The organism is Thiohalomonas denitrificans, assembly GCF_900102855.1.
Classification (GTDB): domain Bacteria; phylum Pseudomonadota; class Gammaproteobacteria; order Thiohalomonadales; family Thiohalomonadaceae; genus Thiohalomonas; species Thiohalomonas denitrificans.
Genome location: NZ_FMWD01000003.1, coordinates 1 through 24929 on the forward strand (window position 1 = coordinate 1; position 24929 = coordinate 24929).

General features: G+C 60.5%; 19 protein-coding genes. 10 read left to right on the forward strand and 9 right to left on the reverse strand.

The genetic code is table 11. The features are described from left to right. Positions 1 to 827 precede the first annotated feature (827 nt). The 4 genes from BLP65_RS04800 to BLP65_RS04820 all read right to left on the reverse strand — a co-directional run bounded on the left by BLP65_RS04800 (position 828) and on the right by BLP65_RS04820 (position 7510). Complete coding sequence (locus tag BLP65_RS04800) at positions 828 to 3773, reverse strand: valine--tRNA ligase (protein WP_092993293.1); 2946 nt, start codon at positions 3771 to 3773, stop codon at positions 828 to 830. Between the two features lie 1097 nt (positions 3774 to 4870). Next, positions 4871 to 5464 carry a hypothetical protein gene (locus BLP65_RS04810; RefSeq protein ID WP_092993299.1) on the reverse strand — a complete coding sequence of 198 codons (594 nt, stop codon included), beginning with the start codon at positions 5462 to 5464 and terminating at the stop codon, positions 4871 to 4873. After that, the gene (locus BLP65_RS04815; protein ID WP_092993302.1) at positions 5461 to 5889 is read right to left on the reverse strand and encodes a DNA polymerase III subunit chi; all 429 of its coding nucleotides are present in this window, start codon (positions 5887 to 5889) and stop codon (positions 5461 to 5463) included. Before BLP65_RS04815 ends, BLP65_RS04810 begins: the two co-directional genes overlap by 4 nt. Before the next feature lie 124 nt (positions 5890 to 6013). Beyond that, on the reverse strand, positions 6014 to 7510 hold the full coding sequence (locus BLP65_RS04820; RefSeq protein ID WP_092993305.1) for a leucyl aminopeptidase: 1497 nt from the start codon (positions 7508 to 7510) through the stop codon (positions 6014 to 6016). Positions 7511 to 7743: 233 nt separating this feature from the next. On the opposite strand from BLP65_RS04820, the gene lptF reads away from it, so the two are divergent. Together lptF and lptG are read left to right on the forward strand one after the other, a co-directional pair. Then, a complete protein-coding gene (gene lptF / locus BLP65_RS04825; RefSeq protein ID WP_175452444.1) occupies positions 7744 to 8838 on the forward strand; it encodes an LPS export ABC transporter permease LptF in 1095 nt (364 codons plus the stop codon). Continuing rightward, positions 8835 to 9899, forward strand: a complete 1065-nt coding sequence (gene lptG / locus BLP65_RS04830; RefSeq protein ID WP_175452445.1) for an LPS export ABC transporter permease LptG — start codon at positions 8835 to 8837, stop codon at positions 9897 to 9899. Before lptF ends, lptG begins: the two co-directional genes overlap by 4 nt. Before the next feature lie 138 nt (positions 9900 to 10037). Here lptG and BLP65_RS04835 read toward each other — a convergent pair whose 3' ends face one another. After that, positions 10038 to 10469, reverse strand: a complete 432-nt coding sequence (locus BLP65_RS04835; RefSeq protein ID WP_092993314.1) for an RDD family protein — start codon at positions 10467 to 10469, stop codon at positions 10038 to 10040. A 195-nt stretch (positions 10470 to 10664) separates the two neighbouring features. Here BLP65_RS04835 and purL point away from each other — a divergent pair, with 195 nt between their 5' ends. Then, entirely contained in the window at positions 10665 to 14567 is a 3903-nt protein-coding gene (gene purL, locus BLP65_RS04840) for a phosphoribosylformylglycinamidine synthase (RefSeq protein WP_092993317.1), read from the forward strand. A 211-nt stretch (positions 14568 to 14778) separates the two neighbouring features. On the opposite strand, the gene BLP65_RS04845 is transcribed toward purL, so the two are convergent. Further along, a complete protein-coding gene (locus tag BLP65_RS04845; protein ID WP_092993320.1) occupies positions 14779 to 15198 on the reverse strand; it encodes a hypothetical protein in 420 nt (139 codons plus the stop codon). An 85-nt stretch (positions 15199 to 15283) separates the two neighbouring features. Between BLP65_RS04845 and BLP65_RS04850 the strand changes: the two genes are divergently transcribed. The 5 genes from BLP65_RS04850 (at position 15284) to BLP65_RS04870 (ending at position 19024) form a co-directional block, all read left to right on the forward strand. Further along, positions 15284 to 15673 (forward strand): DUF488 domain-containing protein, encoded by a 390-nt coding sequence (locus tag BLP65_RS04850; protein ID WP_092993322.1) that lies wholly within the window; start codon positions 15284 to 15286, stop codon positions 15671 to 15673. Then, the gene (locus BLP65_RS04855; RefSeq protein WP_092993325.1) at positions 15657 to 16451 is read left to right on the forward strand and encodes an inositol monophosphatase family protein; all 795 of its coding nucleotides are present in this window, start codon (positions 15657 to 15659) and stop codon (positions 16449 to 16451) included. Before BLP65_RS04850 ends, BLP65_RS04855 begins: the two co-directional genes overlap by 17 nt. A 383-nt stretch (positions 16452 to 16834) precedes the next feature. Further along, positions 16835 to 17917 carry an ACR3 family arsenite efflux transporter gene (gene arsB / locus BLP65_RS04860; RefSeq protein ID WP_092993328.1) on the forward strand — a complete coding sequence of 361 codons (1083 nt, stop codon included), beginning with the start codon at positions 16835 to 16837 and terminating at the stop codon, positions 17915 to 17917. Beyond that, positions 17914 to 18225 (forward strand): CC/Se motif family (seleno)protein, encoded by a 312-nt coding sequence (locus BLP65_RS04865; protein ID WP_092993331.1) that lies wholly within the window; start codon positions 17914 to 17916, stop codon positions 18223 to 18225. Before arsB ends, BLP65_RS04865 begins: the two co-directional genes overlap by 4 nt. Next, positions 18218 to 19024: a universal stress protein gene (locus BLP65_RS04870; RefSeq protein ID WP_092993334.1), complete on the forward strand. Its 807-nt coding sequence runs from the start codon at positions 18218 to 18220 to the stop codon at positions 19022 to 19024. Before BLP65_RS04865 ends, BLP65_RS04870 begins: the two co-directional genes overlap by 8 nt. Positions 19025 to 19241: 217 nt before the next feature. Here BLP65_RS04870 and BLP65_RS04875 read toward each other — a convergent pair whose 3' ends face one another. The 3 genes from BLP65_RS04875 to BLP65_RS04885 are packed head-to-tail and all read right to left on the reverse strand — an operon-like array spanning position 19242 to position 22859. Continuing rightward, the gene (locus BLP65_RS04875) at positions 19242 to 20564 is read right to left on the reverse strand and encodes a sigma-54-dependent transcriptional regulator (protein ID WP_092993337.1); all 1323 of its coding nucleotides are present in this window, start codon (positions 20562 to 20564) and stop codon (positions 19242 to 19244) included. Next, positions 20561 to 22000, reverse strand: coding sequence for a sensor histidine kinase (locus BLP65_RS04880; protein ID WP_092993339.1), 1440 nt, complete (start codon positions 21998 to 22000; stop codon positions 20561 to 20563). Before BLP65_RS04880 ends, BLP65_RS04875 begins: the two co-directional genes overlap by 4 nt. Beyond that, positions 21990 to 22859: a substrate-binding domain-containing protein gene (locus tag BLP65_RS04885; protein ID WP_092993342.1), complete on the reverse strand. Its 870-nt coding sequence runs from the start codon at positions 22857 to 22859 to the stop codon at positions 21990 to 21992. The genes BLP65_RS04880 and BLP65_RS04885 overlap by 11 nt, the downstream gene beginning before the upstream one ends. A 483-nt stretch (positions 22860 to 23342) precedes the next feature. Here BLP65_RS04885 and dsrO point away from each other — a divergent pair, with 483 nt between their 5' ends. Together dsrO and nrfD are read left to right on the forward strand one after the other, a co-directional pair. After that, positions 23343 to 24053 (forward strand): sulfate reduction electron transfer complex DsrMKJOP subunit DsrO, encoded by a 711-nt coding sequence (gene dsrO / locus BLP65_RS04890; RefSeq protein ID WP_092993345.1) that lies wholly within the window; start codon positions 23343 to 23345, stop codon positions 24051 to 24053. Between the two features lie 12 nt (positions 24054 to 24065). Then, positions 24066 to 24923 (forward strand): NrfD/PsrC family molybdoenzyme membrane anchor subunit, encoded by an 858-nt coding sequence (gene nrfD, locus BLP65_RS04895; RefSeq protein ID WP_092993348.1) that lies wholly within the window; start codon positions 24066 to 24068, stop codon positions 24921 to 24923. Positions 24924 to 24929: the final 6 nt, after the last annotated feature.

Consider the following 24929-nt stretch of genomic DNA (forward strand, 5'->3'; position numbering starts at 1 on the left):
CTTCTCGTGTGCTTCTTTCTTGTGAACCGCCTAGTGCGGACCCGCATGCTAGGTGGTGTGGGGAGGGCGGGCTAAATACCCGCCCTTACCCGATTAAGAGCCGAAATACGCACGGGCTTTCTGGTTGATGAATAGGTAAGCGATAATTGCGCACGAAGTTATGACACCGAATACGGCTGGCAGTAACTGTTGCCAAATTACGTATGGGGCGACCAGGACGGAAACCATTAACCCTGCATAGAGCTGCCGTGAATACCTCCAGCGCTTTAGAAACAACCCGCCAGCAACCGGCATAGCCAAGCCTATAAATGCCGTCGGCAAACCCAACCCCCTCGTCCAAAGGTCGGATGACTCCATGACCTCACCTTCGAAAGTTATTGGTACGCCAGGAATTACAACCGCCAGAAAAATGAAGATGCAAGCCAAAGCATGGACGGTTAGAAACTTCAGAAACGGTGGCATGTCCTTAAATGCTTGATACATGGCGGAGCTCTTAACAGTTGATTAGGCCGAATCGGCCTTTTCCGTAATATGTGGATTCTTCATAACACTGCGTCTCTGGCCCGGGAGTCAAGGCCAACCTTCCGTTTTTCCGGCAAGAAATCGGATAAAACCGAATTCCATAGACGGTGTTAGAAAGATTCCGTGTTTCTGATGCTATACGGAAACAGCTGAAAGTCCTTTAAGTCTGCCGAACTTGACCCACAATGTCTGTAGGCAAATTCCTACAAGGAATATTGACCATCAGGCAAAGAAAAAGGCGCCCGAAGGCGCCTTCCGCTTGATGACTTTCCTCTCATCCGGGACTCGGGAGGGGGGGAGCAGGTTCAAATCCGCCGAATCTTCTCCAACTGCTCCTCAAGGCTCCTGAGTGAGTTTTCCATGTCGGCCACTTTGTCCTTCTCCTTTTGGACCACGGCTTCGGGGGCCTTGGCGACGAAGCTCTCGTTCTCCAGTTTCTTTTTGCCGCGCTCCATGTCCTTGCCGAGCTTGTCGATCTCCTTGGTGAGGCGGGCCAGTTCCGCATCCTTGTCGATGAGTCCGGCCATGGGGACCAGGAGCTTCATGTTGCCGACCAGGGCGGTGGCGGCCTCGGGGGCCTCTTCGCCCTTGGCCAGCCATGTGACGGATTCGGTGCGTGCGAGGCGTTCGACAAAAGCGCTGTTGCGCTCCATACAGGCCTGGTCCTCGTCACTGTAGCCGTCAAGAATGATCGGTAGTGCCTTGCCCGGGGCGATATTCATGCCGGAACGGATTTTGCGCACACCGATGATGAAGTCCATGACCCAGTGCATTTCCGCTTCGGCATCGGGATCGATATCCCCTTCGTCGAGTTCCGGGAAGGGCTGGCGCATCAAAGTAGCCACGACTGACTGATCCCCCTCAGTCGCTCCCGGCATCCTGCCTCCCGCGACACTAGCACTTCCCTGTGCGTCGCCCACAGCCCCTCTCCCTGAGGGAGAGGGGAGCTTCCCGGCGAGCGGGGCGGCCCGCTGCCAGATCTCTTCGGTGATGAACGGCATGATGGGGTGGGCGAGGCGTAGGAGTGCCTCGAGCACTTGGACCAGGGTTTGGCGGGTGCCGCGTTTTGCGGCTTCGCTGGCCTCGCCGGTGAGAACCGGCTTGGAGAGTTCCAGATACCAGTCGCAGTATTCGTCCCAGGTGAACTCGTAAATCGCCTGGGCTGCGCGATCGAGGCGATAGGTGGCGACGGACTCGTTCACCTCTTTGACCGCCTTCTGGAAACGCGAGCGGATCCAGCGATCGGCGAGGGAGTATTCGATTGGGGCGGTGTTTCCGTCGCCGTTGGTTTTCTGGAATCGCGCCGAGGGCGGCCCTCCTACCCCGCAGTCTTCACCTTCGGTGTTCATGAGTACGTAGCGTGCCGCGTTCCACAGCTTGTTGCAGAAGTTGCGGTAACCCTCGATACGGCCCAGATCGAAGTTGATGTCGCGGCCGGTGGAGGCCAGGGCCGCGAAAGTGAAGCGCAGGGCGTCGGTGCCATAGGCGGGAATGCCATCGGCAAACTCCTTGCGGGTGGCCTTTTCGATCTTCTTCGCCATCTCCGGCTGCATAAGGCCGGCGGTGCGCTTCTGCACCAGTGACTCGAGTTCGATGCCGTCGATAAGGTCGATGGGGTCGAGCACATTGCCCTTGGACTTGGACATCTTCTGGCCGTGGGAATCACGCACCAGGCCGTGGATGTAGACCTCGTGAAAGGGCACGTCATCCATGAACTTCTGGCCCATCATGATCATGCGGGCCACCCAGAAGAAGATGATGTCGAAGCCGGTAACCAGCACCGAGGTCGGGTAGAACGTCTTCAGTTCGGGGGTCTTTTCGGGCCAGCCCAGGGTGGAGAAGGGCCAGAGGGCGGAGGAGAACCAGGTGTCGAGCACGTCCTCGTCCTGTGTGAGCTTCACGTCGAAGCCGAGATTGTGCTTGTCGCGCACCTCCGCCTCGCTGCGGCCGACGTAGACGTTGCCCGTCTCGTCGTACCAGGCGGGGATGCGGTGCCCCCACCAGATCTGGCGGCTGATGCACCAGTCCTGGATGTTCTCCAGCCAGTGGTAGTAGGTGTTGTCCCAGTTGCCCGGGACGAATTTGATCTTGCCCGAGCGTACCGCATCGATGGCCGGGTCGGTGATCGCGGTCTTGCCGCCGGTACGGCCGTCCTCCTGCTTGTCTCGGGTCAGATCCACGAACCACTGGTCGGTGAGGTAGGGCTCGATGACGGTGCCGGAGCGATCGCCGCGGGGGACCATCAGCTTGTGGTCGTCGATCTTCTCCAGCAACTCCATTTCCTTGAGGTCGTGGATGATCTCGTCACGCGCCTCGTAGCGGTCTTTGCCGCGGTACTTTTCCGGTGCGTTGTCGTTGATCCGCGCGTCCACCGTGAGGACGTTGATCATCGGCAGATTGTGCCGCTGACCCATTGCGTAGTCGTTGAAGTCGTGGGCGGGGGTGATCTTCACGCAGCCGGTACCGAACTCCGGGTCGACGTAGTCGTCGGCGATGATGGGGATCTCGCGGCCGACCAGGGGCAGGGTGATCGTCTTGCCGATCAAGTGCTGGTAGCGCTCGTCCTCTGGATGCACTGCCACGGCGGTGTCACCGAGCATGGTCTCGGGGCGGGTGGTGGCGACCACCAGATGGCCGGAGCCGTCGGAGAGGGGGTAGCGCATGTGCCAGAGATAGCCCTGCTCCTCGCCGGAGACCACCTCCAGGTCGGAGACCGCGGTATGTAGTACCGGGTCCCAGTTGACCAGACGTTTTCCGCGGTAGATGAGCCCCTCTTCATGGAGGCGGACAAAAACCTCCTTAACCGCAGCAGAGAGGCCCTCATCCATGGTGAAACGTTCGCGCGACCAGTCCAGGGAGGCGCCCATACGGCGCAGCTGGCGGGTGATATGGCCGCCGGATTGCTTCTTCCACTCCCACACGCGCTCGATGAAATCTTCACGGCCCAGGTCGTGCCGCGACTTGCCCTCGGCGGCGAGTTGCCGCTCGACCACCATCTGGGTGGCAATCCCCGCATGGTCCGAACCCGCCTGCCAGAGGGTGTTGTTGCCCTTCATGCGGTGAAACCGGGTCAGTGCATCCATGATGGTGTCCTGGAAGGCGTGTCCCATGTGCAGCGTACCCGTCACGTTGGGGGGCGGGATCATGATGCAGTAGGGGCTGCCCTCGCCCGAGGGGGCAAAGTGGCCATTGTCTTCCCAGAACTGGTACCAGCGCTGTTCGATAGCGTGCGGGTCGTAGGCTTTTTCCATGGCGTGCGTCGAATTTGGCTCTTTTTTTAGAAAAACGCGACCGGACTTACAGGCGGGCCGGCCGGGGAAATTGAAGCGAATTATACCCGATGAGGGGCGGAGTTTGGTCACTGTGCCCCGACCCGCGGGGCCGGCGAGCGACATCAGTATGCGCTGCCCCGTCTAAAAGGCTGGAGAATCGGCCGGCGGCCCGTGTTCGTAAAGGTTCGGGTTCCTGTAAAACAGAGGAGTTATCGGTCCGATTGGAAAAGGCAGCAAATTCGCTTTCCGCACGGTAGGAGGCGCGCCCCCCGCGGCGATTTTCGTCATGGATGGCATCGCGCCGAGGGCGGCCCTCCTACCCTCGGGGGGGGATATATTCCCGGTAGGAGGCGCGCCCTCGCGGCGATTTTTATCATGGATGGCATCGCGCCGAGGGCGGCCCTCCTACCCTCGGGGTGGGGATATATTCCCGGTAGGAGACGCGCCCTCGCGGCGATTTTTATCATGGATGGCATCGCGCCGGGGGCGGCCCTCCTACCCTTCGGGGTGGGGTATATTCCCGGTAGGAGGCGCGCCCTCGCGGCGATTTTCATTGAATCTGTCGCGCCGGGGGCGGCCCTCCTACCCTTCGGGGTGGGGATATATTCCCGGTAGGAGGCGCGCCCTCGCGGCGATTTTCAGTGAATCTGTCGCGCCGGGGGCGGCCCTCCTACCCTTCGGGTGGGGTATATTCCCGGTAGGAGACGCGCCCTCGCGGCGATTTTCATTGAATCTGTCGCGCCGAGGGCGGCCCTCCTACCTTTCGGGGTGGGATATATCCCGGTAGGAGGCGCGCCCCCGCGGCGATTTTCGTCATGGATGGCATCGCGCCGAGGCGGCCCTCCTACCGGTAAAGGCCCGGGCTTGCGCGTGCGACCTCGGCGTTTGCGATGGGTTACGGCGCGCGTCGTGGGCACGGGCACTCGGAACGGGCGGTGCCTGGCGCCCTTTAACCCATCCTACGGAGATCGGAGGATCCGGCTCCAGGTTGTCCGATCTTTTTCTCCCCGTGCGCCCCGTGTTCCCCGTGGTTCACGTCACAGAGCTGGCCCCATGAAGGAGGGGGTCGACATTGGTTACCGAGTCGGCGGTTCCAGCCCGGTGTGGCGCTCCAACTCACCGAGCAGCTCCTGTTTTAAAATCTCGCGCATATCGCTCAGGCGACGCTCGACCAGGAGATCGACAATGGCCTCCAGCTCTTTCCAGGAGGTGGCGCCCAGGGCATCTGGCGCCTCCAGGCGGATATCCTCCACCGAGACCGTCTCCTCCAGCACCGGGATCTCCATTCCGTCGTGTCCGGCAAGCCCCTGTGGTACAGGGACTTCGGCGTCGTCTCGCTCCTCTTCCACCACCTCTTCGAGGGTGGGGATCGATTCGTCTGCATCGGTTGAGCCCGTGCCCGGGACTTCCGATGTGAATGATGACGGGAAAGACGCTACTCGATCTTTCCGCTCACTGTCGGGGAGGGACTCCTGTGCCACTTCCACCAGATACTCCTCGGGGATGAAATCCTCGAACAGGTCATCCTCGTCCGACCGGTCTTCGGTTTTGCATGCGCTCATCCGCAGGTCATCGATGGCGGCGGAAAAATCGGATTCACCGGCTTCCAGTAGCCCCTTGAGCGAGTCGAGCTCGCTGATCAGCGGATTATTGCGTTTCTTCTCGCTCATAGATTATGGGCCTCGAGGGGATATCCACGGTCTCTATAAAAACGATAGCGCTCCCGGCCGGCGTTGCGGTGCGCCTCGTCGCCGCCGATGACTTCCGCCACCCGCCGGAAGCGGCTGAAGAACAGGGGCACGTCATCGGCCAGATTGATAAGGACATCGTCGTGCGGTCCCGGTTCTTCTCCGAATCCGATATGGATCGGGGTATCGATATCCGCATCGGGGACATCGAGGCGCTCGTGCGGCAGAAAACTGTCGGCACGGAAGGTCCAGAGCAGCTCATCCAGTCGCGCCACGGCTGTTTCATCCGCGACGTGAATATAGATGCTGTGGCCCTGCTCGAAGGCCTTCTCTGTCAGCCGGCAGGCGAACATTTCACGTTCGCCTGCGGATGACGCTTTTAGAATGTAGAAGTCGATGCGGGTCATCTAAGTCAGATATGAGATAGGAGATTCGAGATTCGAGGGCGTTCGCGACCTGCTGTCACTCGCATGGCCGGACACTCGATTGGGAGTATACCGCTCCTCGAATCTCGTATCTCGTCCCTCGCGCCTATTTGGCCGTACGGCTCAGGAGATACTGGACCAGCAACGGTACGGGCCGTCCGGTGGCGCCCTTGTCGGCACCGGAGTTCCAGGCGGTGCCGGCAATGTCCAGATGGGCCCACTTGTACTCCTTGGTATATCGGGAGAGGAAGCAGGCGGCGGTCACCGTGCCCGCCTCGCGGCCGCCGATGTTGGCCATATCGGCGAACGGGCTTTTCAGCTGCTCCTGGTACTCTTCCCAGAGAGGCAACTGCCAGGCGCGGTCGCCGCTATTCTGGCCGGCAGCCAGCAGCTCATCGATCAGTTCGTCGTCATTGCCCAGCAATCCGGTGGCCTGCTTGCCGAGGGCAATGACGCAGGCGCCGGTCAGGGTGGCGACATCAATTACCTGCGCCGGGTCGAATTTTTTGCTGTAGGTAAGGGCATCGCAGAGGATCAGGCGCCCTTCGGCATCGGTGTTCAGGATTTCGATGGTTTGGCCGGACATGGAGGTGACGATGTCTCCCGGCTTGTTCGCCGCCCCGTCGGGGAGGTTCTCTGAACTGGGCACCACCCCCACGACATTGATGGGCAGCTTGAGTTCGGCCAGCGCCTGCATGGTACCGAACACCCCGGCAGCGCCGCACATGTCGTATTTCATCTCATCCATTGCCGCGGCGGGTTTCAGGGAGATGCCCCCGGCGTCGAATGTCAGACCCTTGCCCACCAGCACCACGGGTTTGTCGCCCTTTTTGCCGCCCTGGTACTCCATCGTGATTAGTTTGGCAGGCTGACGACTGCCTCTGGATACGGAGAGCAGGGCACCCATGCCCAGTTTCTCCATGTCCTTCTCCTCGAGCACGGAAACCTGGAGACTCTTGTAGGTCTCACCAAGCTTTTTGGCCTGTTGGGCCAGGTAGGTCGGGGTGCAGACGTTGCCCGGCAGGTTGGCAAGGTCCTTGGCGAGGGCGACACCCAGGACTACGGCGGCGCCCCGTTTGCTGCCGACCTCTGCCGCCCTGATGGCTTCCTTCTCTTCTTCCAGGAAGTGGAATTTCTTGAGGCTGGGGACGGCGTCCTTGTCCTTCTCGCTCTTCATTTGGTCGAACAGGTAAACTGCATTACCTACCGCCTCGGTAATCTGTTGCACCTTCCAGGCCAGGTCACGGCCTTTGACCTCCAGGTCCTGCAGACAGCACAAGGCATCCTTGGCAGCTGAGGGCCGGAGGGCCGTCGAGGCCCCCTGGATCACCTTCCGGTAGGTGGCGTCATCGAGGGTGGTCTTGTCGCCGCAGCCGACCAGAAGGAGCCGTTCGGCGGCCACCCCGGCAGGGGCATGCATCCAAAGCGTCTGTCCGGGCTTGCCTTTGAGATCCCCTCCCTTGAGAAGAGCGGTTATCGCGCCATCGGTGGCCCTGTCTATCGCCTCGGCGGCGGGAGTGAGCTTCTTCTTCTCGAAGGCACCGAGGATAAGGCAGGCGGTTTTCTGGCTCTCGGGGCTGCCTTTCTTGACGCTAAAATCCATAATCGCTCCTGCTGTTTTGTTATTAGGGTGGGCGCAAGGACCATTGTTTTGCCGCGCCTATCTATAGCGTAAACTTTAGCATCCTGTCGAACTTGGGAATAATCTACTGCCTGATGAGAAGAGCGGACCAGGTTTTCTCGCTCTTTCACCCTGCGATCACCTAACTCCGACAGGACTGTCAGGCCGCCATCAATGGCACCCTTCTAACCCTTTATTGCAGCGATTGCCGAGCTTTGATTATCGAACGTTATCTGCTGCGGGAGGCCGCCTACACTTTTTTGGGCGTCGGCCTGCTATTGACGCTCATTCAGATGTCGACGGTGTTTGTGCGGATTCTGGCCGATACCGCCGAGGGGAAGTACCCGGTCGGTATCGTCATGGAGCTGTTTTTTTACCGGGGCGTCGGCAACCTGGTGTTTATTCTTCCACTCTCTTTCTTTCTCGGAATACTGCTTGCGCTCGGCCGGCTCTACAAAGATAGCGAGATGACAGCCCTGGTAGCGTGCGGCGTGGGGCCGAAGCGGGTCTATCGCGCCATAGGCGGATTGTCCGTGGCGGTAGCGATGCTGATGGGCGGTCTGGCACTGTGGTTTGCGCCCTGGGCCGAGGAGCAGGTGCATCTGGTGATCGACGAGGCCGAGGCCAGCTCTCAAATCGAGGGGCTGGAAGCGGGGCGGTTCAATAAATCCGATTCGGGGGAATACCTGATCTACATGGAGGAGATCGGAGACGAGGGGCGAAGACTGGAGAACGTCTTTGGCTATGCGCAGGATCGGGAGCAGCAACGCCCCCATCTGCTGACGTCGGAGAACGGATACCAGACTGTCCGTGGCAGGGGGGGGGATCGCTACCTGGTGTTTGTGGATGGCTATCGCTATGAAGGGGACCCCGCCGGCGATGATTTCCGGCTGATTGAATTCAGGGAGCACGGAGTCCTTGTCCGGGAGCGGCCCGTGGTCGCCTCCGAGCGGCGTCGAAGAGCAGTGTCCTCGGGAGAGCTCTGGGAATCCGAAGATCCCTCTGATATGGCCGAGCTGCAGTGGCGAATATCGGTGCCGATCAGTGCAGTCCTGTTTGGTCTGCTGGCGGTGCCGCTCGCCAGGACCTCGCCGCGGCAGGGGCGCTACGGCAAGCTGTTTTTCGCGATTGTCATCTACATCGCCTATAACAACCTGTTGACCGTCGCCCGGGCCTCCCTCAGGGAGGGGGAGTACGGTCCGGAAGTGGGATTGTGGTGGGTCCACCTCCTGGTGGTGGCGCTGGTGATCGCACTGGTCTGGTGGCAGGGGCGAATGCCGGGGCCGAAGCAGCCGGGAGTGGCGAAGTGAAGCTCCTCGACAGCTATATCGCACGCACTGTCGCCGGCCATATCGGTACCGTCATGCTGGTGCTGCTCGCCATCTACTTCTTCAGCACCTTTGTTTCGGAAATGGGGGATGTGGGCAAGGGTGATTATACGGTCCTGGACGCCCTGCTTTTCACCCTGATGCAGGTCCCGTTGTATACCTATCAGCTTTTCCCTCTGGTGGCCCTTGTCGGGACCATGCTGGGTTTGGGGTCACTCGCCAATACGAGTGAATTGACGGTCATGCGCGCGGCGGGTGTATCGATACGCCGCATCATGGTCGCGGTCATGAAAGTCGGTCTGATGATGGTGGTGGCGGTAACAGTGGTCGGCGAACTGATCGCCCCTCGCCTGGAAGTGCAGGCCCAGATGCAGCGTGCCGAGGCACTGGGTAAAGACATCAGCCTGAACACGAAAGATGGTCTTTGGGCCCGCGATGGCCGCTCATTCATCAATATTGAACGGCTGCTGGTGGATGGCCGCGCCTCCAACGTCCGCATCTACCGTTTCGATGACAACCACAGCCTGAGGGAGACGATCTTCGCCCCCCGGGGAATCTATCAAGATGACGCCTGGCAACTGGAACAGGTGGTTCGCACTCGAGTCACCCCCGAAGGGGTCGATAGCCGCCAGCTGGGGGAACTGCGCTGGGAAAGCAGCCTGGAGCCGGGCGTGATCGATGTGGTGGCGATCAAGCCCGAGAATCTCTCCGCCAGGGATCTCTGGGAATACCTGCGCTATATGCGAGAGAACGGCCTGGAAGACCGGCGCTACGACCTGGCGTTCTGGGTCCGGATCATGATCCCGTTCGCTACCGCCGGCATGGTCCTGCTTGCGGTTCCCTTCGTCTTCGGCTCCATGCGGACAGTGAGTATCGGGCAGCGCGTCATGCTCGGGGCGCTACTGGGTATCGGCTTCTATCTCTTCAATGCCATATTCAATCGTGTCGGCGTCGTCTACGACATCCCGCCATTCCTGGCGGCATCCTTGCCCACGTTCGTGGTCTACATACTGTGGGGGGTGATGATGAGGCGGATTCGGTAGGGCTGGCTAGTTGCTAGTGGCGAGTAGCGAGTGGCTAGTGATGAGGGGTCCAGGCGGGAAATAGTGCAACGTAGCCGAGGGGCCTGTGACCCGCAACTAGCTACTAACCCCTCGTCCCTCGCCACTAGCAACTAGCCACTAGCTACTTTTCGGAAGGACAATCAGTCTGGTTTGCGAGTAGCGGTCGTGCCAGGTGAGTTTTTCCGGATCCACCAGTGACCACAGGAAGCCGGCCCCCAGGGCGCCCCACGACACATAGGCGACCAGGTAGCGCAGGAGTGCCTGCCACAGGGAAATGGGTCCGCCGTCGTAACGAACGACCCGCAACCGCCAAGCGCGCATCCCCAGCGTCTGTCCTCCGTGGATCCAGAACCAGGCAAAGAAAATGAACGCAACCAGGAACAGATAGCTGGTGAAAAGCGGATTGCCGGCACGGACCGCCTCGCCTCCGGTTAGCGGCAGCACTACAGCGGAAGCGATAAAGAGCACCGCCATCAGCAACAGGCCGTCATAGAGAATGGCGGCAAGACGCCGTAGCAGGCTCGCATTGGGGAGATCGGATGGGCTCATGAGGGTCCGGTTTGGAGATGAGCGGGCGATTATAGCAATTTGTACCGCGACTCATCAGCCATGCTTCACTGAAGCCGCGAATCGGCAACCGCGGCTGGTCATCCGACCGGCACTAGCCCGCAGGCCCCGCACCCCTGTAAAATCCGCTTCTCTTTCCACTGATTGTCCCACTACCAGCGAAGAAGGCCCGTATCGATGCTGATCCTCCGCGGAAGCCCCGCCCTCTCTCCTTTTCGGCTTGAAAAGCTGCTCTCCCGGGTGCAGCAGAGCGTGCCGGCCGTGGACCACCTTTATGCCGAGTTCGTCCATTTTGTCGATCTGGAGGAGAAGCTGGACGAAACCCAACGGGGCATTCTGGACCGTATTTTGACCTATGGCCCCGCGATCCCCGGTGAGGAGCCGGAAGGGCAGTCGCTGGTGATCACCCCCCGTGCAGGCACCATCTCGGCCTGGTCCTCGAAGGCGAGCGATATCGCCCGCAATTGCGGACTCAGCCACGTGCGGCGTATCGAACGCGGAGTGGTCTACTACCTCAAGGCGGATGGCCGGGTGCTGGAGGACGATGTCCTCGCGGAGGTGGCGACGCTGCTATACGACCGCATGACCGAAAATGCATTCTACCGGCTGGAGGAGGCCGAAGGGCTGTTCCTCACTACCGAGCCGCGTCCCCTGCAGACGGTGGATATCCTCACCGGCGGAAGCGGTGCGCTGGCGAAGGCCAACCGCGACTGGGGGCTGGCGCTGGCCGAGGATGAAATCGACTATCTGGTCGAAAATTTCCGGAAACTCGGCCGCAATCCCTCCGATGCCGAGTTGATGATGTTTGCCCAGGCGAACTCCGAACACTGCCGACACAAGATCTTCAATGCCGACTGGATTATCGATGGACGGAGACAGGAACGCTCCCTGTTCAAGATGATCCGTAATACCCACGAGCAGCATCCGGCGGGGGTATTGTCGGCATACCACGACAACGCTTCGGTCATCGAGGGCTTTGAAGCGGGTCGCTTCTTTCCCGACCCCGACAGTGGACTGTATGGGGCGTGCAAGGAACCGGTCCACTTCATGATTAAGGTGGAGACCCACAATCATCCCACCGCCATTTCTCCGAGTCCGGGAGCCGCCACCGGTTCCGGCGGCGAAATCCGGGATGAGGGCGCCACCGGCCGCGGCGGCAAACCCAAGGCGGGGTTGACCGGGTTTTCCGTCTCCAATCTCCGCATCCCCGATTTCGAGCAGCCGTGGGAGAGTAATTACGGCAAGCCGAATCGCATCGTTTCGGCGCTGGAGGTGATGCTCGAGGGACCCATTGGTGCCGCCTCGTTCAACAATGAATTCGGCCGCCCGGCCATCAATGGCTACTTCCGGACCTATGAGGAGCGGGTGAACGGCCCTGCGGGCGAGGAAGTGCGCGGCTATCACAAGCCGATCATGCTCGCGGGCGGTATTGGCAACATCCGTGCCGAACACGTCGACAAGAACCGGATCCCCGCCGCTGCGCAGCTGGTGGTGCTGGGTGGTCCGGCAATGCTCATCGGCCTTGGCGGCGGCGCTGCTTCCTCCATGACCTCGGGACAGAGTGCCGAGGATCTGGACTTCGCCTCCGTACAGCGCTCCAATCCCGAGATGGAGCGTCGCTGCCAGGAGGTGATCGACCGCTGCTGGCAGCAGGGGGAGGCCAATCCCATCGTTTCGATCCACGACGTCGGTGCCGGCGGTCTCTCCAACGCCATGCCCGAACTGGTGGATGACGCCGGCAGGGGCGGTCGTTTCGAGCTGCGCACCATTCCCAACGACGACCAGGGCATGTCACCAAAGGAGATCTGGTGCAACGAGGCCCAGGAGCGTTATGTGCTGGCCGTGCAACCGGCGGACATGGAGCGGTTTGCCGCCATCTGCGAGCGGGAGCGTTGCCCCTACGCCGTGATCGGCGAGGCCAGTGAGGATCGGCAACTGACGCTGGGTGATGGTCACTTCGACAACACCCCTATCGATATGCCGATGGAGGTGCTGCTGGGCAAGCCGCCCAAAATGCTGCGTGATGTGCACCACAAGACCTTCAAAAAACCGGAATTCCATTCGGCACGGATCGATCTGAAGGAGGCTGCCTATCGCCTGCTGCGTCTGCCTGCCATTGCCGACAAGCGATTCCTGATCACTATCGGTGACCGCAGTGTCACCGGGCTGGTGGCACGTGACCAGATGGTGGGGCCGTGGCAGGAGCCGGTGGCCGACTGTGGGGTCACCGCCACCAGCTACGACGTCTACACCGGTGAGGCGATGGCCATGGGTGAGCGCACTCCGATAGCGCTTCTCGACCATGCGGCCAGCGCGCGCATGGCAGTGGGTGAGGCGCTCACCAACATCGCTGCCGCACGTATCAGGCAGACCTCGGACATCAAGCTCTCGGCCAACTGGATGGCCCCGGCGGGCCATCCGGGCGAGGATGCGGGGCTCTACGATGCCGTGCGCGCCGTGGGTATGGAGCTGTGTCCGGCACTGGGGCTGGCTATTCCTGTGGGCAAGGACTCCATGTCGATGAAAACCGTCTGGCAAGAGGGGAACGACGAGCGTTCCGTCACCGCGCCGCTCTCGCTCATCGTCACCGCCTTTGCGCCGGTGCTGGATATCCGCAAAACCCGCACCCCCGAGCTGCGTAGCGACAAGGGCGATACCGACCTCATCTTTATCGATCTGGGCAAGGGACGTAACCGTCTCGGCGGCTCCTGCCTGGCCCAGGTCTACAAGGAGCTGGGACACCACACCCCGGATCTCGATGATCCGCTTCAGTTCAAGGCCTTCTTCGATACCATCCAGGAACTTTCGGAGCGCAAGCTGCTTCTGGCCTACCATGACCGATCCGACGGCGGCCTGTTCACCACACTGGCGGAAATGGCCTTTGCCGGTCGGACCGGCATCAACATCGAGCTCGACGGACTCGGCGAAGGCGATGATGCCGCGCTGCTGTTCAGTGAGGAGCTGGGGGCCGTGATCCAGGTGCGCCACAGCGATACCGATGAAGTCTTGCAATGGTTGCGGGAGGCGGGGCTTGGCAAACAGAGCCGCGTTATCGGTGAGTTGAATGATGAAGACCGCATCGTCATCAGCCGCGACCGCATCGAGTTGCTGAACGAGCTTCGGGTAGAGCTGCAGCGGGCATGGTCGGAAACCAGCTATCGCATGCAGGCCCTGCGCGATAATCCGGAGTGTGCGCAGGAGGAGTTCGACCGCCTGCTGGACGTGAATGATCCGGGTCTCTACGTCGACCTCAACTTTGAGCCGGAAGAGGATGTGGCCAAGCCCTACATCGCCACGGGAGTGCGTCCCCGCGTGGCGGTGCTTCGTGAACAGGGCGTCAACGGTCAGGTTGAGATGGCGGCGGCGTTCAGTCGCGCCGGGTTTGACGCGGTGGACGTCCACATGAGTGATATCATTGCCGGGCGAATCGCGCTCGATGGTTTCAAGGGCGTAGTAGCCTGCGGCGGCTTCTCCTATGGAGACGTTCTTGGTGCCGGTGAAGGGTGGGCGAAGTCGATTCTTTTCAATGCGCGGGCACGGGAGCAGTTCGAGGTCTTCTTCAGTCGCAATGACAGTTTCGGTCTGGGGGTCTGCAATGGCTGCCAGATGATGTCCAACCTTCACGAACTGATCCCCGGTGCCGAGTTGTGGCCGCACTTCGTGCGCAACACCTCCGAGCAGTTCGAGGCCCGGGTGTCGATGGTGGAAGTGATGAAGTCGCCATCGCTGTTCCTGGCCGGTATGGAAGGCTCACGGATGCCTATCGCCGTGGCTCATGGCGAAGGTCGGGCGGAGTTCGCCGATGCCGATAACGGACCGGCGGCGGCTCTGCGCGAGAATGCAGTGGCGCTTCGCTATGTGGACAACTACGGTGACCCGACCGAAATCTATCCTGGCAACCCCAACGGTTCACCGCTCGGCATTACCGGACTCACCAACCGCGACGGGCGTTTCACCATCCTGATGCCACACCCCGAGCGGGTATTCAGGGCCGTTCAGCACTCCTGGCATCCCGATGAATGGGGCGCCGACGGCTCCTGGATGCGGATGTTCCGCAACGCCCGCGTCTGGGTGGGATAACAGCGTTAACCACGGGGGACACGGGGAGCACGGGGGGATTCAGGTACCGACGTGTAACCTCCGAATAACGATCACCACGGAGTGCACAGAGGTAAATCGACAATACAGCGATTAACCATCGAGATGCGGGGAATTTATGTAGCCCCGTGTACCCCGTGCTCCCCGTGGTAGCCTCTTTTTTCTCCGTGTTCTCAGTGGTAAAACTTTGCAGTCACTGATGCCGAAGCAGTTCGGCCAGCCGCATGGGGGCATCGGTGTCTTTTCCCAGTTCCCACAGCTCCATGGTCTTTGCGCCCTCTTCGAAGGCCTCGCGGCCGCGGGGTTTGAAACGGGCGTATTCAAAATCCGATAACAGGGACTCCACCTCACCTTTTGTGGCGCCCACCTCCCGCAGTTGTTCCTGCCCGACTTCAATGAAACCGAGTTCATTGAGATGGTGCTGCTTGGCGGCAAAGCGGGCTGCGCCCAGAAAATACTCCAGATAGGCATAGCGGCGGTACATATCGTCCGGAGCAGGGGTGGAGACATCGGTCCGGGAAAAGCTGGCCTCCCGGAAAATGGCCAAGTCACGACGGGCGCGGGAGCGCGGATCATTATCATCGGCTTTCAAAAGGTCGCGAATCCTTCCCATGGCTGCACCCTTTCCTTGACCTGGATACTGAGTACACTCAGCGCAAGAGGCTGGTAATTCTTGAATTTAAAAATAGTTCAATACCATGGATATCCGAACAAAACGGGTTTACGAAACACCTGCCAAGGCTGACGGACTACGCATCCTGGTCGATCGGGTATGGCCGCGAGGCGTCAAAAAGGAACAAGCCGCGGTTCAACACTGGATGAAATCGCTGGCACCCAGCAGCGACCTGCGTAAATGGTTCGGGCATGATCCGAACCGCTGGAGCGAATTTCAGGAACGCTACCGGCGTGAGCTGGACAAGACCCCGGATGCGGTCGCGGAGATCTGCCGGGCCGCCGGTGAGGGGACGATCACCCTGATCTATTCGGCACGAGATGATGTCCACAACAACGCCGTGGCGCTACGTGAGTATCTTTTGAAGCGCTGCGCACATCACAGGAGTACTGCAGGTAATGATGCCGGCCATTGAGGAATTGCAGTCGATTATCGCGGAAGCTGCACGCACGGAGCTGCTGCCGCGTTTTGGTGCGGTGGCCCGAAAAAAGGCCGATGGTAGCCTGGTCACGGAGGCTGACCTTGCCATGCAGCAGCGCCTCGCTACGGCCCTTGCAAAGCGGTGGCCGCAAATCGCGCTGTTGGGTGAGGAGATGCCTGCGGCGCAACAGCAGCAATTGCTGGATGAATCGCGCGAGGGCCTGTGGCTGCTGGACCCGCTGGATGGCACCACCAATTTCTCCATGGGATTGCCGTTTTTTTCCGTATCCCTGGCACTGTTGGTGGACGGCGAGATTGAACGTGGAGTGGTCTATGATCCGATTCGCGACGAATCCTTTTCGGCAGTGAAGGGCGAGGGTGCTGCTCTCGATGGAGCGCCGCTCCGCGATTGCGCGCCGGATTTGCCGCTGGCCAACGGCATCGGTGCCGTGGACTTCAAGCGACTCTCCTCTGAACTGGCCTGCCGCGTAGTCAGTGAGCCCCCCTTTGCCTCGCAGCGAAACTGCGGCTCGTCCGCCCTGGACTGGTGCACCCTGGCGGCCGGGCGCTACCACGTCTACCTGCATGGGCGTCAAAAACTCTGGGACTACGCCGCCGGCAGTCTGATTCTGCAGGAGGCGGGCGGCCGTGCCGCCACCCTTGAGGGGGAGGCAGTATTTACCCCGAGATTGGCGCCCCGCTCCGTGGTGGCCGGCGCCGACCGGGAGTTGTTCGAGCGCTGGTTCGCCTGGGTCGGGGATACTGCGGGCTAACCCACGGTGCCAGGCCAGCATTGTGGTAAGGGCGTAGGGGTCCATGCGGAAAATTGTGGGGCTCCCTTCGGGCCGGCTCACAAGTCTCGTCGGCTGCGTCGGCAATCGTTTGAATTGGCTACGACCAGTCCCCTCTCCTGCGCCCAGGGCAACCACATAATTTAGGGATTCGATTGCAAAACCCCTATTCGATCATCTACTGATCTCTTGCGCCACTAAAACGTTATCGATCCACCCGGTAAACGAATTTGATCTCCTCTGCAGCCTGGTAAGTTCCGGAAACGACTCGCAGCCGAATAATCCGACGAAATGGGACCTGAACTGTCGAACAACCAAAGACGTTTTCAACAGCCCGTAAGAACAAGCAAAGGTATCGCGGATAAATGACCGAACGTGCAAAAAAGGGTGAGGTCCCCGATCCCCGCGAAGGGATGGGGGTGTTCGAGCGCTACCTCTCGGTTTGGGTCGCCCTGGCGATCGTGGTCGGAGTCTCGGTGGGGCAGTGGGCACCGGCACTGCCGACGGCGCTGGCGGCGTGGGAGTACTATCAGGTCTCCATCCCGGTCGCCGTTCTCATCTGGGCGATGATCTTCCCGATGATGGTGCAGATTGATTTTGCCTCCATCCTCGGTGTGCGCCGCCAGCCGAAGGGGCTGACCATCACCACCACGGTCAACTGGCTGATCAAGCCCTTCACCATGTTTGCCATCGCCTGGTTCTTTCTGCTGGTGGTGTTCGCGCCGCTGATCCCCGAACCGTTGGCGCGGGAGTACCTGGCCGGGGCCATCCTGCTCGGGGCCGCCCCCTGCACGGCGATGGTCTTTGTCTGGAGCTATCTGACCCGGGGGGATGCGGCCTATACCCTGGTGCAGGTGGCGGTAAATGACCTCATTATGCTGTTCGCCTTCGCACCGATCGTGGTGCTGCTGCTGGGGATCTCTGACATCCAGGTGCCGTGGGATACCGTGGCGCTTTCGGTGCTGCTCTATATCGTCATACCGCTGGGCGCCGGCTACGCCACCCGTCTGCTTGTGATCCGGCGGCGGGGTAGCGAGTGGTTCGACAACGTCTTCATGAAGCGCATCGCCCCGGTGACGCCGATCGGCCTGATTCTGACCCTGGTGCTGCTGTTCGCCTTTCAGGGTGAGGTGATCCTCGATAATCCGCTGCACATCGCGCTCATCGCGGTGCCCCTGATCATCCAGACCGTCCTCATCTTCTTTATCGCCTACGGCTGGGCGAAGGCGTGGCGGGTCCCGCACAACGTGGCGGCGCCGGGGGCGATGATCGGCGCCAGCAACTTCTTCGAGCTGGCGGTCGCCGCCGCCATTGCTCTGTTCGGACTGCAATCGGGCGCCGCTCTGGCGACCGTGGTGGGTGTACTGGTGGAGGTACCGCTGATGCTGGCCCTGGTGCGTATCGCCAATCGCACCCGGCATCACTTCCTGCCGACGGGAAGTGCATGAACGACCAGCCGCAGGTGAGCATAAGTGAGTCGGCCCGCCGCTGGCTGCTGAGGCACGGCGGCGTGGTGACCGTGCGCTACTCGCCGCGCCACGGCTGTTGCGGCGGGGAGGCGGCGGTGCCGGTGGTCGAGCCACACGCGCCGGACAATCCGGAGGGGTTTACCCGCCTGGCGCTGGACGGGGTGGATTGCTATCTGGCCGCAGGGCTCGAGGTGGAGGACACGGTATCCGTGTCGCTGGAAGGGTTCTGGTACTGGCGCCGGCTTTATGTGGAGGGGATTGGTATGAGGAGTCGGAAGGATGTTTGAACATGCATTGGTGGCCATCGATTTCTCCCCGGCCTCGGAGGTATTGCAGCGTCGGCTGGAGCACCTCGCGGCGTGGGGAACCCGCCGGTTGACACTGGTATATGTGCTCAGTACCCGCTATCCGGCCGCGCCCGCCGAGACCCATCGCAGCCATTATGAGGCACGGCTGGCGGAGATGGCCGAAGCGCTCTCGGCCAAGGGATTTGCGGTTGAGTGGGACGTGCGCTCCGGCGAGCCCGGCGCCGAGTTGGTGGCGGCGGCGGAACAGTTCGGAGCTGACCTGATCCTGGCCGGTAGCCGGGGCCACAGTGTCTTCCGGGAGTTGTTTCTCGGCAGTGTCGTACTGGATGTCGCGCGGCTCACAAACCACCCGCTCTGGTTAGAACCGTTAAACGAGACAGAGAGTACGCCGCCTCCGGAGACGCTACTGCTCGCGACCGACGGTTCCGCCGGGGCTCAGGGTGCCGAAAGGGTATTTGCCGAGCTCGCCACCCGCTGCCGTCGGGCGATGGCAGTTCAGGTGGCAGCCTGTAATGAAGAGACGGGGTTGGCCATCGAAACGGCCGATGCGGAGCGGCATTTGCGGAGCCTTGCCGGCGGCGCCGGCCCGATCGAGACCCGGCTGATCTGCGGCGATCCGCCGACGGCGATCGCCCAGACCGCCCGCGAAATAGCGGCAGGACTCATACTCGTCGGCAAGCGCGGACACAATCCCATGCGGGAACTGCTACTGGGAAGCACTGCCGAGGCGGTCTGCCGCCGGGCAGGACGTGCGGTTCTGCTGGTGCCCTCGACGTAGCCGTCGAGTCCCAGGGAGCGTACGCTCGCCCGCGCTCTTTTGGGCGGATCACCGGTGACCGAAATCGGGGCTGATAAAAGGGAGTGATACGGCACAACCAGCGCTCGCGGCGCAGTATCGGATTCGATTCAACCCTACAGGTATCCACGCTTGATACGCCTTTCTCCGACCTTCGGTGGCTGCCCTCATCCTTCTGCGCATACCACACGATCCACTCTTAACCTTTTTCGATACCAAACTTCTTCATTTTTTCCCAGAGGTTCTTGCGGCTGATTCCCAGTTCGCTGGCGGTTTCGCTCATCTGGAAGCCGTGACGGCGCAGTGATTCGAGGATGATTTGGCGTTCATAGAGGGAGATGCGTTCGCGTAAATCGGGGTCATCGAGAGTAGGAGGGTTATGATCCGTCTCAGCGTCGAACGTCGCGGCGCTGATGGCTGGCTCGGCAGAGAGGACGCAGGCCCGCTCGATGCTGTGCCGAAGCTCACGCAAATTGCCGGGCCAGGGCTGCTGCAGCAGCCTCTGCTCGGCAGAGGGGAGTAGATGGCGCTCGTTTTCGGGATCAATCTCATTCAAAAAGAGGCGTGTAAACCAGAGGATATCCTCGCGTCGTTCGCGTAAGGGCGGGATCTTTATATGGACCACATTGATGCGGTAGTAGAGATCTTCGCGGAAGGTTCCTTCGCCAACCATCTGCTTGAGGTCACGATGGGTGGCGCAGACGAGCTGCAGATCGAGCGGTAGGGGCGTCTCGCCCCCGACCCGGACCACCTGGCGCTCCTGGATAACGCGCAGTAGCCGCACCTGCATATTGGGTGGCATATCGCCGATCTCATCCAGAAACAGCGTCCCGCCGTCAGCCTGTTCGAATACGCCCCGGCGGGTACGAATCGCGCCGGAAAAGGCGCCCTTTTCGTAGCCGAACAGTTCGGCCTCCATGAGTCCTTCCGGGATGGCGCCGCAATTGACGGCGATGAACGGGCTTTTCCCCGTCCTCGCGGCACAGTGGTGAAGAAAACGCGCCGCGTGCTCCTTCCCGACCCCGGACTCGCCGGTAATCAGGACCGTGGAACCATGTTCCGAGACGCGGCACAGTGTCTGTTCGAGTGAACGCATGGCGGCGGAGATCCCGAGAGTCGGCTCGTCGGTACGCTCCTCCCGTAGCGGGCGCCGACACACAGAGCGGACCTTTTCCACCAGCGTGTCGAGGTCGAAAGGTTTGGTAATATAGTCGGCTGCTCCCCGTTTGAGCAGTTCGACGGCATCGCTGATGCTGCCGAAGCCGGTAATGAATAGAGTCGGCGGGATGGTTCGTCCCTCCTGTTGAAGCTGCGTGTACAATTCGGCACCACTCATGTCCGGTAGTTGAATATCGCTGATTAGCGCGGCGTAGTCGGTATTACCGATATACGGCTGCGCCGCGTGCGCCGTTTTGTACCAGTCGCAACGGAAGCCTTCCAGTTCGAACCGATCGCAGAGCGACTCCCCCATAATGGGATCATCTTCCAGCAGGCAGAGTTTCAGTGGCGCTTCGGTATTCATGGCGGTAACGGAATGTTTGCGGTGAAACGGGTTTGTTGGTGGTCACTGGCGGCATCGATAGTGCCGCCGAGCTGATCGACAATTTGGTAACAAACCCAAAGCCCAAGGCCGTTGCCGTCGGGCCGATAGTGGACGAACGGTTCAAACAGGTGGCGCATCCGGTCACCGGAAATGGGCTGGCCTTCATTGTAAACACTCAACCGCAGCGCTCCTGCCTCAATACGGATATCGCAGCCCACATGCCCGTGTGGGGGAACCGCCTTGATAGCATTAAGCAGCAGGTTTATGAGTATTTGACGGATCAGGGTGGCCGGCAGCGGGATGGTCCCGATATCCGCGTGCCATTCGAGAGAGGCGTGCTGTCGCTGGATATCCGGTGTGATCAGGGTACGGACATCCTCGACGTCTTCAGGGCCAAAATGACGGTTGGTCGGTTTTGCCTCGACCAGTAGCGCGGAGACAGTGTCGCGGATCTGCAATAGACCCCGTTCAAGAAGTGATACCGTCTTTTCCGTCATGGGATCGAGCTGCCCGTAACGACGATAGGTATTGATGGCGTTGAGCATGCCCCCCAGCGGATTGTTGATCTCGTGACCGATGGAGGCTGTTAGTCGCCCAACGGCGGCCAGCCTTTCGGCGGCGATGACCTGTTTCTCCAGCGCCTGTTTGACCTGGAGTTCGCTCACCATCTCGCGAAAGCGGACACCCACCTGACCGATTTCGTCCTTAGACTTGTACAGGTCGCAATGCAATTGCGAGGGATTCTCCTGTCCGACCCGGCCCATACAGCCGGCCAGCTTGACGAGGGGGGCGGCCATGCGGGCTCCCCAATACCAGTTGAGTGGTACCAGGGCGCCGAGTACCAGGATGGTAACGATCCCGGCGCGACTGGCAAAACGTACGAAACGCGGCGTGAACCCCGCCCGTTCATAGCTCATGACCAAAGTGCCGAGCCGGACGTTGTCCGAGATGATTGGGGAGGCAACGTAGAGGCTATCTGTCTCTGCGATATCGATCACCTCCGTCCCCGTGGAGGGCTGGTTTTCGAGATGGCGCTGCAACTGCCCATAGGCCGTTCCTGCCGAGGAAATGGGCGTCAGCATCGGGAAAGCCTCCGGATTGGAAGCGACATAAACCTCGAAGTCGTTGCTCAGCACGACAATCGTCTCCGCGCCCAGCGACTGACGATCGGCGAGATCGGCATTGAACGGCGTACGGATGATCTCATAGCTGTTCCACACGTCGTCCTTGAGCATCGCGGGCACCAGCGTATGGGCCATCACCCGGGCCAATCCCTCGGCATTGGCCATCAGGTCCTGTTTAAGGTCGTCATAGGCGCGGAAAATCAGTGCACCGGTCACCGCGAATGAGGTGATCAGGATGAGTATCGTGCCACGTAGCGGGATCTTGTAGCGGAAGCTCAGATCATGGAACACGCGGTACCTCACCCACCTTTCGGGCCATCACGGCAATGGCGTCATACGCACCGGCTTCAGGTACCGCGAAGCCGTCAAGATTGAGCCGCTGGAGAAGCGGACTGGCATTTTGGTCCTGACTCATTCCGACCAGAACCCGCTGCATCCGTTCATTTAATGCTTTGGAAATCGCCGGGCCGCCAACGATAGGTGGAAAAGCGAAAGCACGCGAACGGGCCACTATGCGGGTACGTCCGGTAATGTCGGAATTAATCTTTGCCAGGGTGTTCCACACATAACCATCGACATAGGCCCCGTCCGCCAGTCCGGTGCTGACCGCCTCGATGGCATTGCGATGACCGGCGGTAAAAAAAGTTTTGCGAAAAAAGTGGTTCGGGTCGGCCCCGTGCTCTTTCACGGTGAAGCGCGGTACCAGAAAGCCGGAATTGGAATCGGGATCGGCATAGGCGAAAACCCCGCCTTTCAGATCGACGATGCTGCGGGTATGGAGGTCCCGGGCCGGCACGATAAAGAAGGCGCGGTAGAGAGGTTCATCCTCATAGAGGGGGGTCGCAGTAAGTGCCAGTTCATTACGGTGCTGGACGTACGGGTATCCGCAGATCCAGGCGAAATCCAATTGTCTGGACAGCAGGTTGCCGACAATTTCGCGATAGGTATCCCGCTGCACGAACAGTACCGGGCGACCGAGGCGTTCGTGAAGGTAGTCGCGCCACTCCCGGAGCAGGGATGTCTGCTCGGTCAAGAAGACCGGAGTAATGCCGATCCGAATCGGATCCTCGGTCGCTCCGACCAGCCGGGTAGCCAACAGGCCGCCTGCACTGCATAAGCCGAGAAACTGGCGTCGATTTAATCGATACATCTTTTGTTGACTCCGATCACTCAATGGATGGAGCAGAGGCCCAGTCAATCTATCGGGCTCGCTGAAGCGGCCCAACAACGTCCTTTGTGTGTAAATGCATTCGGAAGTTCATAGCTTGATCTTGCAGGAAGCGCGCCAGCGCCCATTGGGGAGTCGGGCTGTTACGGGATGGTAACAGCGATTGTTCCATCTCTTGCCCGAACTCTCGCTTCACCGCGCCAGACCAAGGTTTTTAGCGTTACCGTTCGGTAACCGAATCAGCCCCTCGTTGGAGTGTGAGTAGTTACCACTTGGTAACAGTATGCGGGTCCCGCCCTGCCGTCGTCTATCCGTTTCGCCGGAGATAGGGGTAGCCACCGAGCCTCAGAAGGTGTCGCACGGCATTTCCGGATTATCGGTCCGGTTATTGCATCTCCGTAAATGTGATCGCCCGTTCCACTCATGATTTCGGGCGATCCGACCAACAAATCTGGAGGAGAGGGGATGAGTGAAGAGCTACGCCTTTCGGCGCGGGAGACCCGAGGGAAGCCTGGTGTACGGCGCTATGCCATGGTCATCGACCTGCGCCGCTGCATCGGTTGCGATGCCTGTATGGTCGCCTGCAAGGCTGAATACGATGTTCCATTAGGTGTGTTTCGAACCTGGGTGCCCTACCGCGTCGTTGGAAAGTACCCGACGGTGAAGAAGCAGTTTCTGCCGCGCCTGTGCAATCACTGCGACGATCCCCCCTGCGTGCGCGCCTGTCCGGTCGGGGCCACCTACAAGGTCGAGGATGGCGGTTTCGTGCTGCAGAACTATGACCGCTGCATCGGCTGCAAGGCCTGTATGGCCTCCTGTCCCTACAACGCTCGTTTCATGCTTCCCGAACACCGCACGCGCACCAATATTACCAGCGTGGTCGATAAGTGCACCTTCTGTCATCACCGTGTCGTTCAAGGCCTGGTACCCGCCTGCGTACAGACCTGCGTCGGCAGGGCGCGAATATTCGGTGATATGAACGACTCAACCAGCGAAGTTTCACGTCTGGTAGCCCGTCACGCGACCCAGGTGTTGCGGCCGGAGGAGGGGACCAAACCGCACGTTTTCTATATCGGCGCCGATCGTAATCAGACCGAATATGGCCGGGCCGTCTACGATGCCCGCGAGGAGCTCGACGACGAGCGTGTCGTGTTCAATCGCAACCACACCGTTTAGGGAGGGACAACCATGCTCGACTATACCGTTTTTCACACCATCGCCTGGCCCGGTCCCTACGCCTGGTATTTCTTCGTGATTGGTATCTCGGTGGCGCTGTTTTTCTTCTCGGCGCTCTCCTGGTATCGCGAGGAATTCCGGCCCCTGAGGCACTCGGCCTTCTATCTCTCCTTCGGGCTGCTGGTGCTCGGTGGGCTGCTGCTCATCGGCGACCTCTCGCAGCCGATGCGCTTTCTCAATATGGTGAATCCGGCCTATCTGAATTTCGATTCGCCACTCGCATGGGGAAGCCTCAATCTGGTCGCCTTCGGCCTGGTCTCTGTCGTCTATTTCGTATTTCTTCGAAAGGGCGAACAGGTGAACGCAAAACGCCTGGCGGTGGCGGGTGCCCTGCTGGGTCTCGGTCTTCCCATCTACACCGGTTTCGACCTGACGGTCCATCAGCACCGGGCAGTCTGGAATACTCCCCTGATGCCGGTGTTGTTCGTCTCTCTGTCGCTGGTCTCCGGTGCGGCCGTCGCATCCTTTCTGGCCAAGGGACCGGAAAAATTGGTGTCGATGTTGCGCAGCTTCATGTTGTGGGGCGGCGGGGCTACGGCGGCCATGTTGGTTTCGTTGCTCGGCACCACCGCCTATGGTGGATCCGGCTCCGAGGTCACCTTCATGTTCATGACCTCAGGGACTATGGGGCTCATTTTCATCGGTCTTGGGATGGTGGTGGGACTCGCCGCTCCCATCGCCCTGCTGCTCGCTCCGGTGGGGCGCCAACCGATCGGCATCATGGCCGCCGGTGGTCTGCTGCTGGTCGGGGGGATGGCTCTGCGTTACGCCATCCTCATCGGCCCGCAAATCGTACACACCTATTACTGAGCCGTG